At 65.0% G+C, this 11717-nt stretch carries 14 protein-coding genes; 4 read left to right on the plus strand and 10 right to left on the minus strand.

Annotation, left to right across the window (positions count from 1 at the left end; translation table 11 throughout):
• The 9 genes from Mam01_RS34805 to Mam01_RS34845 all read right to left on the minus strand — a co-directional run.
• Positions 1 to 531: hypothetical protein (locus tag Mam01_RS34805; protein ID WP_204289486.1), on the minus strand; the 531-nt coding region annotated here is incomplete at its 3' end.
• Positions 528 to 971, minus strand: a complete 444-nt coding sequence (locus Mam01_RS34810; protein ID WP_204289487.1) for a hypothetical protein — start codon at positions 969 to 971, stop codon at positions 528 to 530. The genes Mam01_RS34805 and Mam01_RS34810, both read right to left, overlap by 4 nt.
• Positions 968 to 1156, minus strand: a complete 189-nt coding sequence (locus Mam01_RS34815) for a hypothetical protein (RefSeq protein ID WP_204289488.1) — start codon at positions 1154 to 1156, stop codon at positions 968 to 970. The genes Mam01_RS34810 and Mam01_RS34815 overlap by 4 nt, the downstream gene beginning before the upstream one ends.
• Positions 1157 to 1174: 18 nt before the next feature.
• Positions 1175 to 2146 carry a hypothetical protein gene (locus Mam01_RS34820; protein ID WP_204289489.1) on the minus strand — a complete coding sequence of 324 codons (972 nt, stop codon included), beginning with the start codon at positions 2144 to 2146 and terminating at the stop codon, positions 1175 to 1177.
• Positions 2146 to 2541, minus strand: a complete 396-nt coding sequence (locus tag Mam01_RS34825; RefSeq protein ID WP_204289490.1) for an RRQRL motif-containing zinc-binding protein — start codon at positions 2539 to 2541, stop codon at positions 2146 to 2148. The genes Mam01_RS34820 and Mam01_RS34825 overlap by 1 nt, the downstream gene beginning before the upstream one ends.
• A complete protein-coding gene (locus Mam01_RS34830; RefSeq protein ID WP_204289491.1) occupies positions 2538 to 2693 on the minus strand; it encodes a DUF4177 domain-containing protein in 156 nt (51 codons plus the stop codon). Before Mam01_RS34830 ends, Mam01_RS34825 begins: the two co-directional genes overlap by 4 nt.
• A gap of 185 nt (positions 2694 to 2878) precedes the next feature.
• The gene (locus Mam01_RS34835; RefSeq protein ID WP_204289492.1) at positions 2879 to 3565 is read right to left on the minus strand and encodes an NUDIX domain-containing protein; all 687 of its coding nucleotides are present in this window, start codon (positions 3563 to 3565) and stop codon (positions 2879 to 2881) included.
• Entirely contained in the window at positions 3565 to 3903 is a 339-nt protein-coding gene (locus Mam01_RS34840) for a WhiB family transcriptional regulator (protein ID WP_204289493.1), read from the minus strand. Before Mam01_RS34840 ends, Mam01_RS34835 begins: the two co-directional genes overlap by 1 nt.
• 59 nt (positions 3904 to 3962) lie before the next feature.
• Entirely contained in the window at positions 3963 to 4130 is a 168-nt protein-coding gene (locus Mam01_RS34845) for a hypothetical protein (RefSeq protein WP_204289494.1), read from the minus strand.
• 150 nt (positions 4131 to 4280) lie between these two features.
• On the opposite strand from Mam01_RS34845, the gene Mam01_RS34850 reads away from it, so the two are divergent.
• The 3 genes from Mam01_RS34850 to Mam01_RS34860 all read left to right on the plus strand — a co-directional run bounded on the left by Mam01_RS34850 (position 4281) and on the right by Mam01_RS34860 (position 6465).
• Positions 4281 to 4622, plus strand: coding sequence for a helix-turn-helix domain-containing protein (locus tag Mam01_RS34850; RefSeq protein WP_204289495.1), 342 nt, complete (start codon positions 4281 to 4283; stop codon positions 4620 to 4622).
• A 92-nt stretch (positions 4623 to 4714) separates the two neighbouring features.
• On the plus strand, positions 4715 to 5884 hold the full coding sequence (locus Mam01_RS34855) for a hypothetical protein (protein ID WP_204289496.1): 1170 nt from the start codon (positions 4715 to 4717) through the stop codon (positions 5882 to 5884).
• A gap of 5 nt (positions 5885 to 5889) precedes the next feature.
• The gene (locus tag Mam01_RS34860) at positions 5890 to 6465 is read left to right on the plus strand and encodes a cysteine hydrolase family protein (protein WP_204289497.1); all 576 of its coding nucleotides are present in this window, start codon (positions 5890 to 5892) and stop codon (positions 6463 to 6465) included.
• A gap of 499 nt (positions 6466 to 6964) precedes the next feature.
• Here Mam01_RS34860 and Mam01_RS34865 read toward each other — a convergent pair whose 3' ends face one another.
• Positions 6965 to 8575, minus strand: coding sequence for a DNA-processing protein DprA (locus tag Mam01_RS34865; RefSeq protein WP_204289498.1), 1611 nt, complete (start codon positions 8573 to 8575; stop codon positions 6965 to 6967).
• A gap of 2146 nt (positions 8576 to 10721) precedes the next feature.
• On the opposite strand from Mam01_RS34865, the gene Mam01_RS34870 reads away from it, so the two are divergent.
• Entirely contained in the window at positions 10722 to 11672 is a 951-nt protein-coding gene (locus Mam01_RS34870) for a hypothetical protein (RefSeq protein WP_204289499.1), read from the plus strand.
• The last annotated feature ends 45 nt before the right edge of the window (positions 11673 to 11717 follow it).

Genomic DNA, 11717 nt, shown 5'->3' on the forward strand with positions numbered 1-11717 from the left:
AGGGTCATTGTCGGTGGCGGCCTGCTGGAGCAGCGTGTACTGCTCATTGACCCACCACCACCGGACCTGACGCCCCATGAGGCGGAACAGGCCGATCACGGCCCACACGGCGAGTTGGGCGGCGTACCAGGGGGCACGGACGGCGTGGAAGGCGGCCACGTGCGCCAACCGGCCCAGCGTGTCGCGGGCGGTGGCCGACAGGTTCCCCGGCTGCAACCCGGTGGGCAGGATCGGGCGCCGTCCCTCCACCGGCACCGGGGCCGGGGCGACCGATGCCGGCAGGTCCACCGGGACCGGCGCCGTGTCGGCGGGCGGGGCCTCGTCCAGCTCGATCTCATAGGAGGTGTCCCGGGCGGCGGTCCGCCGGGCGACCGGCGCGGCCCCCTCGGGCGTCTCGTCGGGCTTGTCCTGGCTGCTCTGGCGGGCGCGGCGGCGCTCGTCCAGCGGGACGACCTGCCCGCCCGCCGTCCCGGGCTGGCCGGGGGCGGTGTCGGGGTGGTTGTCGTCGGGCTCGAAGGGGTGGTGCGTCATGATGAGGTCACCTCGTGCTCGCTGATGGGGGCGGGGTGGCAGGGCGCGGCCGGAGTCTTGGCGGATGAGGTCGCGCCCTGCGTGTCGTCGCTGTCGTCGTCGGGCAGTTCGTTGGGGCCGTAGTCGGCGACCACGAGTACGCCGACCATGTGGCCGTCTTCGGCGATGCGGCGGCCGATGCGCCGGGCCTGGTCACCGGCCGGTCCCAGGTCGGAGAACAGGGCCTCGGCCTGGTGAAGGTCGGTCAGGTCGAGCACCAGAAGCCGGTGGCTGTTCTTACGGCGCAGCAGTTCGGCGTGGACGGCCTGAAGGGTGCGCAGTAGGTCGCCGGGGGTCAGGTCACCGGTTCCGGTCAGCGCTGCCAGCTTGGCGAGGTCGGAGGCGTCGGCGGCGTCGAAGGTGTCACAGGGGAGCAGGTCGGGGGTGGGAGGGGTGGTCATGAGGTCGCCTCGGTGTCCTGCTCGACGTGCCAGCCGTCCGGGTGCCCGCTGCAGGTCCGGCGGTGCTCGGACATGGCCGCATGGATCTGGGCGACGGTGCGCCGGCGGGTGAAGACCATGCGCAGGTAGATGGACAGCGGGACGGCCAGACACGCGAGGCTGACGATGAGGGCGAAGGTGAACATGGCGGGTGGCTCCTTGGCCTAGTTGGCGGTGGAAGGGTTGAGGGCGTCACGGACGGCGCGGGCGTCGTCCATGCCGCAGCGCAGGACGCGCCGCAGGCGGTAGGCGCTGGGGTCCGGCGGAAGCTCTCCCGCGCTGATGAGCGCCCGCGCCCGCTCGACCAGAGCCGTGACGTCCGGGCCGGTCTCCCTTACCGGATCATCGGCGTTTGCGCCGTACGTAAGGCCGGTAAGCCCGTGGTCGAGGCTGGCGAAGCGGGCCAGCAGACGGGGCCAGCCGGTCACCACCGCGTAGGCCACGATCGGTCCGAGAATGTGAAGCACGAGGCTCGGGAAGCGGAACGGGTCGGCCACGCCGGGCAGGTGCGGGAAGGCGTTCATCCCCAGCGTCAGGGCGAGGAACAGGTACTCGATGCGGTCGAGCACGCGATCGGTTGCGGGCTGCCCGCGGGTGCCGAAGAACGCCTTGGCGCCCACGAAGGACATCAGGGCGATGGACATGAACGGCTCGACGAACCAGGCGAACAGCCACCCCGGCGACCACGGGTCGGCCCCCTCGGAGGCGAAGACCTGGACACCGGCCGTGGACCAGCCCAATGCCAGCACCAGCGCGACCGTCAGCCCGATGTTCACCCGGCGCCGCGCCTTGGCCGCGGTGTAGGCAAGCTGTGCGGGCTGCTGGGACAGCTCGTGCAGCCGCGCGGCCTCCTGTGCCTTCTTGCGGCGCTTGCGGACCTTCGGGGTGTCCAGCAGGAGCGGGGCGTCGTCGTCCTGGAGACCGGCCAACAGGTGCGCCTCGGCCACCTCGGCGCGAAGGGCGCGGACGCGGCGGGTTTCCCCCGGCAGCCTGTCGGCGTCCTGCCCGCCCGCCAGGGGTCGGGGGACGGGGGCGGTCGGGGCCGTCCGCATCAGGTGCTGCTCGATCTCGGCCAGTCCGCGGGAGACCTCCTCCGGGGACGGCTCGGGGTTGGGGTTGGGGGTGGTGGTGCTCATTAGGCCACCTCTTTCAGGTCAGTAGGGGTCTGTGCGCAGTCCAGGCAGGTGCCCAGGTGGCGGGGCAGGACGTAACCGGCGTCCCTGCCGCAGTCGGGGCAGGTCCGGCGGGCGGCGTTGGCCTTGGCCAGCGCGTCGAGCTGGGCGGGGGTGGCCGTCCGCTTGGGCAGGGCGAACCGGACGTCGTACAGGTAGGCGGCGCGGACCCCGGGGGCGCCGTGCCGGCGGGACGCCCACAACACCTGTGCCTGCACGCCCTGTCCGCCGGGCCGGAGTCCGGCGGCGGTGAGCTGGCGGCGGGTCAGCAGGTGAGCGGGCGCCATCCGCCAGGGCCAGGTGGGGATGCCGTACCGCTTGCCGGCGGGGTCCCAGAAGCGGGCGCGGATGCGGCTCACCGGTCCCCTCCGGCGGGGCGCTTGAAGTACAGGACGGTGACCATGTGGTCGGAGTTGTAGACGGTGGAGACCAGCTCCCAGCCGTCGGCACCGAGCGCGTTGAGGTCGGCCTCGCTGAGGCGGGCGCGGGTGCAGTACTCCCAACGGGTCATGGGTCGCTCTCCTCAGAGTCAGTCGGACGAGACGCGGAAGCGGGTACGGCACGCCCGGCAACCCGGACGGCAGGTCGCCCCGTGCACGGGGCAGAGCTGGAGACGGCGGCCGGTCGAGGTACCGCAGCGGCGGCAGCCGATGACGCTGGCGGAGCGCTGGCCGCACTCCGAACAGCGAAAACGCCTCATCGGTTCACCTCCGGCACGTCCGACCCCAGCAGGTCGGCCAGCATCGGCCGGTGAGCGGCGAAGACGTGCCCGCCGTAGGCCATCGCGAGGGCGGCCACCACAGCGGGGTAGCTGCCGGCCGAGACCCACGCGGCCCGGCGGGCGTCGTCGGCGCCGACCAGAACCGGGAAGTCCCTGCGCCTCATGACGTGCAGGTCGGCTCTGGCCGGTACGGTCACCATCCACGCCTCGTCACTGGCGCGGGGGTCGGGCACGTACCGGGCCGGAAGGACCTGCCAGGCCGCCCCGGGGAGCGTCAGGCCGGTCTCTTCCTCCAGTTCGCGGATCGCCGCTGTGCCGGGGTCCTCGCCGGGCTCGACGTAGCCGCCGGGAAGCGCCCACCCGTGCCCGTCGCCGCGCTCGACCATGACCAGCCAGCGGAAGCCGTATTCGTCGGTGGCGGTCACCACCGCGTCCGCGGCCATCTGCTCGCCCCAGTGCCCAAGCTCGTTGCGGCCGTACCGGATGCCGGTCGGGGCGTACGGGTTGACCGGGCGGCCGTCGACCACGCGGAACGGGATGGCCGCCCGCGCCTGACGGGCCGCCCAGTCGATCTCGCGGGGGTCGGTGCACGGGTCGGCCCACCCCTCCTGGATGCCCTTACCGAACACGTCCGGATGCGTGTAGGTCCTCTGCGAGGTCATCAGGCCACCTCTCCCAGGACGGGCGGCAGGTCCAGGCGCAGCAGATGAGCCGCGTTGATGTCCTCGGCGGCGTAGCCACCCCAGACGCCCGTACGCGGACGGGCCGTCAGGGCGTAGTTCAGGCACTCGGGCCGGGCCGGGCAGGTTCGGCAGATGGCCTTGGCGGCGGCCTCTCGGGCCTGCCGCGCGTCGTCGGGCTCGTCATCGGTGTCAGGGCCGGTGAACAGGTCGGCGTCAGCCGCCTTACAGGCGGGTCCGGCGTCGAGAACGGCGGCCAGCAGCGCCACCGGCTCCTCCCCACCGAACAGAGCGACCAGGTCATGAGACCCGCAGGTCATCGGGTGTACTCCTTCTCTGGAGTCGGGGAGCGATCCGCAGGTCGCTCGGGTCAGGGACATCAGCCGAGACCACTGGCGAACGTGACCAGGGCGTCAGCTACTTGCAGCAGTCCGTTGAAAGCGGCCGTCGCGGCGTCCGCGGCCTTGACCGGGTCGCGGACGATGAAGAACAGCGCGCAGACCGTGAACAGAAACGGCAGGAAACGCTGAGGTTTGACGGGCAGCATTAGGCATCCTTTCGAGGTCACAGGTGGTACCGCAGGAAGTCTGCGCTATATCTAGCGCAACTATGAGCGCTAGAAGTAGCGCTGTCAATAGCGCATGGGGTTAGTTACGCTTCGGTCAGGTGGCTTCTACGTACAGACTCGGAGGGGCACGTGGGCGACTGGCCCGCCGTGGCAAAGGTGATCAACGAACGCATGACGACGCTTGGCCTGACACAGAAGAGGCTTGCGGAGGTCTCCCGTGTCTCGACTGCCACGCTTCGGCAGATCCAGCAAGGACAGGACAAGAACCGCCAACCGGCTGTGCTGACGGCGATCTCCCGTGCGCTCGGCTTCCCTGACAGCTACCTTCAGGAGGTAGCGGACAAGGGCCGGGCACCCGCCGTCAGGTCCGACGAACCGGCCGCCGTTGCGGAACTCCGCGATCAGCTCGCAGACCTCCGCGAGCGGGTCGCAGCGATCGAGAGCCGCTTGGAGCTGATTCGCTCGGATTGACCGAGACTCTGTGACCGTCCTCACAACACTTAGGTTCGCGATCACGTCACGCGGATTCCAGACGACGGGAAGGACACGGAGGGACACGCGTCATGTCCGTAGAGGGCAACCAGACAGCGAAACGCCTCGTGCCTAACAACGTGCTCATCGCGAAGCGCAAGGCCAAGGGATGGAGTCGTCTTCGAGCAGCCCGTGAGCTTGAGCGCGCTGGCCAGCAACGCGGCCTGAGCGTCCCTGATGCCGACGCAATCGAAAAGGCGGTCTACCGGCACGAGACGGGGCGCGCAGCCTGCCGTGACCAGCTCTACATTGAGCTGTACTGCCTGGTCTACGAGGCGACCCCTCACGAATTGTTCGGTGACGTCGAGCCAGCGACGCCGGCCGCTGACACCTTCGGGCTTCGCTCCCACAAGTTCGTGTGCGCCTATATCGGACCCGATCAAGCCGCGGAGCTCGTGAAGCGCGGAATGGTCGAGCAGACCGAACCCTTGTGCGGGCTCGACTCCTATACAAACTCTGGAGTTCCGGCAGATGGCGAATGCCACCTGTACACGTGGCCGTTCGGTGTGGCGATTCTGCACCTCTGCGAAGAGGTCAAGTTTCCCTCCATCGCGAATCTGGCAACCTGGCGTCGAAGGTCATACATCCAGAATCTAGACTGGGCATCCGGTTATCTCTCGGCACTCAACGGGAATCCGGTTGAAGCGTCCTACGTTCTGAGCCTCTATTGGCTCCACTCGCCGATGTGGTCCGGTCCTGATCTCGATACGGCGGCACGCATCATGTCCACTCCTCGCGTCCTTTTAGAGCGAGATTCCGAAGAAAGTGAATCCTCTCTAGGGCATGCCGAACTGGTCGAACGCTCGCTATTCGCCGAAGGATTCGACCACCCGGAGATCATCCCGTTCGGACTCAAAGGAATCTCCGCAGGGTACGCCTCATGGTCCGGAGTCGTCTATTGCCCACTGGCCCCACGCCGGGCTCTTGCCGAAGATGAGCTAGTGACTACCGAGCTGGCCACCCAGGCCATGTGGGCCTACTGCCAGCACATCAACGGGCAGATCGAACAGGGCAAAGATCCCGATGTTCCCGATCCGTACGGGTGGCGGTTCCTGCGTGGAGTGCGATCCAGATTGACCAACGCCCGCCCGCAGGAGACCGGACAGCACCGCTCAATGCGAACCGCCATACTGGACACGAGCGGCCTTATTGACCACCTTACTCAAGCTATAGACATACTCCGCGAGACTAGCGAGGGGTAAGACCATTGACCAAAAATCCAGCGGTACTCGTCGTCGTTGACGTGCAGAACGGTTTTGTCCGCGAAGAGTCCGCACACGTGGTTCCCGTTATCACTGATCTGGTGCGACGCTGGCAGGAGTCCGGTGGCGACGTCGTCTTTACCCGGTATCTGAACTACGCGGGCAGCAACTTCGAAAAATTGTTCAAATGGTCCAAGCTCATGACCTCACCGGAAATTGACATCGTCCCTGAGCTTGCGCCGTATGCAGAGAAGGCGACAGCAGTCGTGGACAAGACCACGTATACCCTCTTCAACAAAGAGGGGACTGCCCTTGTCCGTGAGCACGGGTGGACCGAAATCTATGTCTGCGGGATCGCCACGGAAAGCTGCGTCTTGAAGACGGCGGCGGATGCCTTCGAGCTTGACCTGACGCCCTGGCTCATTGAGGACGCGTCAGCCAGTCACGCCGGGCAGATCGCTCATGATGCCGGCGTACTCGTGACAGCCCGCTTCATCGGCCCTAACCAGATCATCAAGGTAGGAGAGATCCCAGCTTCTGTCCTGCCCGCTCCCGCATCACGGTTGCGGGCAGGGCGTTGACAGTGTCACCGCAGCGGAGAGCGACGGAGCTCTGGCAGCTGAGGGGCGATGTCGTACGCCTTCAGGTGCGTCCGGAGCAGCATGACCACCTGCGTACAGGGCGTTTGGGGTGGCTGTGGTGCCGAGGAGATCAATGCGGCTTATCTGCTGCGCTTGGACCTGCTGCTCGTCCTGGGAGAGGTGGCCTGATACCCCGTCAGGCGCGGGCGGCCATCCCGCTCAGGGTGGTCGACGGCCGCCCCGGTCAACTCCTGCTAGAAGCACCAGCTCGCTGCCGCCGGGCTCCGGCCCGGCGGTCAGGGCGTCCAGGCACAGATCCTCTGGGCGTCCTGCCGACACGGCGCCCCCAGGGTGCGCGCCGCCTATTTATCGGCGTCCGGTTCGCTCTGCACGTGAGCATGAGTAGCGAATGGTCGTGCTTCAAGCCGAGATTGAAGATAGGAAGGGGCGGCGTCTACACGGTCTGTACGTGGGAAACGTAACGCTGGCCTAGGGGGTGCTAGCCACCTAGGAGACGCTCTACCAGATCGACGGACACTTCACTGGGCGCCTCTAGAAGGATGTCGCTTGGCCAACGTCTCAGCTCTGATTCGGAACTGAAACCCCACAGGACACCCACCCCCTTCACGCCAGCTTGACGCGCGGCCTCAAGGTCAGTAGGCGTATCGCCTATGTACATCGCTCTCTGGCTAGGCACACCGAGCCGTGTCAATGCCTTCTTAATGCCCTCGTCTTTCTTCCCTCTAGTGTCATTATGGCATAAGAATTCGTCGAAGAGGTCTCTGACCTCCGGTGGAACCATAGAGTCTGCTCGCCGCTTTGGCTGTGCGGTAACGGCGGCAAGATGTACGCCGTTTTCCTTCATTTTGCGCATGCCTTCTACGACATCAGTGAATACGCGGATTTCGCCCGTCGCACTGGCGAATGCATTGTCGTACTCGGCTCTGTAAACGTCGTATGCGCGCGGGACGCCTAACCTCGACAGGATCTCATGCACCTTGCCGACAGGATTTACGGATGACGGCTCGATGAGGCGGCCGGTGTGACGGGTTGCTATTTCTGCTATCGCAGCCGAAGTTGCCTCCCGTGTATCTACGATGACTCCGTCGATATCGAAGATTACGGCAGCGGGACGATCTGTCATCGCAGCACCAGCTCCTAACGGTGAACCTGCGGAAGCTTCTGACATGTCGAAGAGGGGTTGCGCATGAGCTTGTTGACGCCAGGACGTCCCTAGAGTCCGCTCAATGACGTCAAGAACCTGGTCGAACCTTTGTATAACATGAGCGCCCCGGGCCACGAGCTTATGTGCCCACTCCGAGTTGGGCATTTGTAGGTTGCGAGACAGCAGGAAGACCGGCCGGCCATGCTTAAAGGAGAAGTCCGCTTGGATGATAGATCCACAGCCAGCCTTGCCTTCGATGATGACGGTGCCCAAGGCGAGGGTGCACATCACCTCATTCCGTGCTGGGAACGTCCATCGTTGTGGGCCCATACCTGTACGGAACTGAGACAGAATCGCTCCGAGCTGAGGTATCTTCTCGTACAGCTCAGCGTTTTCTTTTGGGTATGCGTGGTCTATCCCGTGCCCGACGACGGCATATGTGACACCAGGAGGTGGAATAAGAGCCTCTGTATGGCTGGCCGCATCGATACCCTTAGCCAGCCCGCTCACGACTGTGATTCCGTGTTCTACGCATTTTCTAGCGAATCTGTGAGCCGCTGCGATCCCATCCTCCGTAGGATCTACGCGACCGACCAACGCCAGGGAACGCTCTCCTAGCATAGAAAGATCGCCTTTGTAGAACAGCACGGGCGGCCGACCTTCCCACCGCATCAGATTGGCCGGGTAGTCAGGGTCGTTCCAGAGCTTGAAACTGGCACCTACCTCGTATGTCCGGCTTATCGCATTTGCGTAGAAGTCATGGTCGGCACTCTCCAGATAGGTGCGGACACGGTCTGGAGTGCTCTTTGCGTGCAGCAGAGCGTGGTACAGGTCTTCAGCTCTGCCGTATTTCTGGATCATGTCGAGTAGGCGACGAGGCCCAACTGAGGGGGCGTCGAGCATTAGGAGGAGGAGTGCTGCTTCTCTATCACGTTCGCTCAGCACAGATGACACACCTCTCCCTTGAATATGTCCGGGAACGCGCCCTTTCGTACAGTATGTTCGACGTTCCCCACCCTGAGTTTGGATCTTTAATTTGTCGCCCGATGGTCAGGGCGACGACTGTTCGGGCTCCTGCTCTTCGCAGGCCAGCGGCCGCGCTTGCAACGCTAGAACCCGAGGTCCACGTGTCGTCGAAAATTAATATATCACGTCCGCGTACGGCTTGGGGTGTGGTTATCTGGTAAAAATCGAGTTCTACTCTTCCCCGGCCTGGCCGATCACTGTTTGGGTCAGTCTTCTGGATGAGATCGAAATGCCATTCCAAGGGCCAGGAGACTACGGAGTCGATCACCTTCTTCATGTGGTTGAAGGTTCGGTCTCTACTGCCCACTGGCATTACCACGCCGAGAGTGGACCTTCCGTACGCACTTTGGATGCATTCGAGATGTCTCGACAAGAAGTCCCAGGTGACGCATGCAAGCGGGTATGATAGCCAGGAATAGCTGTCTCCCCAGTCCTTATACCTGTGCAGGACTGACTCCAGGCCGTCGCTCATTGAATAGGCGATCGGAACGACGGCGCTAAGTACCTGTCTGTAGGATTGACAATGCTGACATGTCTTATAGAATCCGCCATCCCCTCGGATGCCCACGGCTCCATGGCATAGATCGCAGGTGCGCTCGTCCGTTGGCGCAACCGATGGGATAATCCGGACGCTGTCGGCCCACGCCACCCACTGTTCGGTCGTGGTCCAGTCGGCTGATCCTTCGGGCTGACGAAAGTCGCGGTACGCTCGCATTGGGGGATAGCCACCTCTGCCTTCTCGGGCCGCCCTCGCGCTGGAGGCTTTCGGCACAGTATGCCCGCCCGGTTCCCCCTTTACCTACTGAGCTGTGCTGCTGTCTCTGGATTTATATTGGATCGTGGCTAGGAGCCCTTTCGGCCGCCATGTATTAGCCATTTATGGTTGGCCTGATTAATTACGTGATCGCTTCCTTTGTCCCAGAACTACCATGATGTCTCGCAAGTATACGAAGACATGTTCTATATCGGAAGAGTGTCTGAGGCTCAGTTGGGACACGCTGGCAGGCGGCCTCTACCCTGCCTGTCCTCACGTAACGACCTCGCTGGCAGATAGCCACCGATATGGCTTCCCTGGGCCTACCAGGTCGCCGCCGGCGTGACGGTGGGGCCTTCTACGCAGGCACACTCGCTTTGGAGGTCTTCTCCTGGTCCTGGTCGCTATGGGCTGGCTACCGCTCAACACCGTGGGGGCTCTGGGCAAGGCTCCGGTTGGCGGTTGTCGCTATGGCGTTCATCGACTGGGAAGGGGTTCACCAGGTGGGCGGGCCTGTTCTTGCGGTGGTCGTCCCGGAGTCGTGGCGCAGCGGTGGCATGGCGGTTCCGTTGCTGTGGCGGCACAACAGGGCCGACTGGCATGAGCGCAGGAAGTCACGCGCCCAGAGGGCTGTAAAGAGCCGTTCGGATACGAGTCGTACTTGTGGGATCCATCCCAGTCGACTGCTCCACAGGAGCTCTGAACCTTGATCATGCCGAATCCGTGCCGGATGTCCAACAGGAATCGGCATATGCGCAGGTAAAAGGGATATCGCGGCAGGTCTGTAAAACCGTCGGCTCAGCCTACGCAAGTTCGAACCTTGCACCTGCCACACCAGCCAAAAGAGGCCCGTCACCAGCACGAACACGGTGACGGGCCTCTTGCTGTCTGTCCGGTTGTCCACGGCTGGCAACGGCGTTCTACAGCTCGTCGCGGCCAATACGCGGCCAAGTGTTCAGGGTTTCGTGGCCTGCAAGATCCGGCGCATGGCCTCGCCTTGCTGTCCGTGGATGCACTTCGCGTAGACCCGCAAGAGCACGTCCACGCTGTACCCTGCCCACTCGGCGACCTGGGGAGACGGAACGCCAGCGTTGAGCCACGTGGACACAGCCGCATGCCGGAGGTCGTAGGGCCGACGAGCCAAGGGAGAGGCGACCTGGGCCGGGGCAAAGGCTGTACACCGTTCCGGCCCCTGTGCGCCGTTCTAAGGAACCTCTAAAGGTGGCTGAAACCACGCCAGAGGCCGCGATGTTTGTGTCGTCTCCAGGGCGCCGGTTCTCGTCCGGCGCTCTGTGGACGAAAGGCATCACGATGATGAAACGCACACGGCTGGTCGTGGCCACGGCCACGCTCCTCACGCTGGCCGCGGCCGGTCCGGCCGCGGCGGCCGATCCGGCCCCGGCGCCCGGCGCCGCGAAATCCGACTCCGCGAAGGTCAAGGTGGACGGGAGATCGAGGGCGGGTGCGGAGGCCGATCTGGCCGCGATGGCGGAGAAGCTGGGAGTGACGCCCGAGCGGCTCGACGCCGCGCTGGTCGCGGCCAAGATGTCACTGGCCAACTCGGCCGACGTCACGCCGGAGGCCTTCGTCGCGGCGGTGGCGGCCAACCTGGAGCTTCCGGCCGCGAAGGTCCAGGAGGCTCTGGGTCCGATGATCGTCAAGTCCGCGCCGGGCGATGACGACCGGGGCAAGCTGGACGGCATGGACAAGAAGGCCCCCGACGGCCGGCAGGACTCGTCAGGCAAGCCCAGGGCGGGTGCGGATGTCAAGTTGGCCGCGATCGCGAAGCAGCTCGGAGTGACGCCCGAGCGGCTCGACGCCGCGCTGGTCGCGGCCAAGACGTCGCTGGCCAACTCGGCCGACGCCACGCCGGAGGCGTTCGTCGCAGCGGTGGCGGCCAACCTGGGGCTTCCGGTCTCGCAGGTCCGGGACGCTCTGCGACCGATGATCGCCGGGCCCGCGCCGGGTGATGACGACCGGGGCAAGCTGGACGGTATGGGCAAGAAGGGCGGCATGGGCAAGAAGGGCGGGAACGGCCCGCAAGAGTCGCCGTTCACCACCGACGCCGCGGCGGCGTCTCTGGCCGAGGCGCTCGGTGTCGATCAGGCCAAGGCCAAGGCCGCTCTAGCCGCTCTGGTGGCGTTGGGCAGAGTCGACGTGACGTCCAAGACCTTCCGCGACATCGCCGCCTCCCTTGGGGTCGGCGCAGACCAGCTCGACGCCGCGCTGAGCGATCTGAAGCGGTCACTGAGCAAGGGCTGACGACCACCGCGTCTCGCACGGTTTCAGGATCGACGGTGAGGATGG

This window comes from Microbispora amethystogenes (assembly GCF_016863015.1).
In the GTDB taxonomy this organism is placed as follows: Bacteria; Actinomycetota; Actinomycetes; order Streptosporangiales; family Streptosporangiaceae; genus Microbispora; species Microbispora amethystogenes.

Coding starts and splice junctions, on each gene's coding strand:
- Mam01_RS34810 (WP_204289487.1), bottom strand. CDS start 971: ATGACCACCCCTCCCACCCCCGACCTGCTCCCCTGTGACACCTTCGAC.
- Mam01_RS34815 (WP_204289488.1), bottom strand. CDS start 1,156: ATGTTCACCTTCGCCCTCATCGTCAGCCTCGCGTGTCTGGCCGTCCCG.
- Mam01_RS34820 (WP_204289489.1), bottom strand. CDS start 2,146: ATGAGCACCACCACCCCCAACCCCAACCCCGAGCCGTCCCCGGAGGAG.
- Mam01_RS34830 (WP_204289491.1), bottom strand. CDS start 2,693: ATGACCCGTTGGGAGTACTGCACCCGCGCCCGCCTCAGCGAGGCCGAC.
- Mam01_RS34835 (WP_204289492.1), bottom strand. CDS start 3,565: ATGACCTCGCAGAGGACCTACACGCATCCGGACGTGTTCGGTAAGGGC.
- Mam01_RS34840 (WP_204289493.1), bottom strand. CDS start 3,903: ATGACCTGCGGGTCTCATGACCTGGTCGCTCTGTTCGGTGGGGAGGAG.
- Mam01_RS34845 (WP_204289494.1), bottom strand. CDS start 4,130: ATGCTGCCCGTCAAACCTCAGCGTTTCCTGCCGTTTCTGTTCACGGTC.
- Mam01_RS34855 (WP_204289496.1), top strand. CDS start 4,715: ATGTCCGTAGAGGGCAACCAGACAGCGAAACGCCTCGTGCCTAACAAC.
- Mam01_RS34870 (WP_204289499.1), top strand. CDS start 10,722: ATGATGAAACGCACACGGCTGGTCGTGGCCACGGCCACGCTCCTCACG.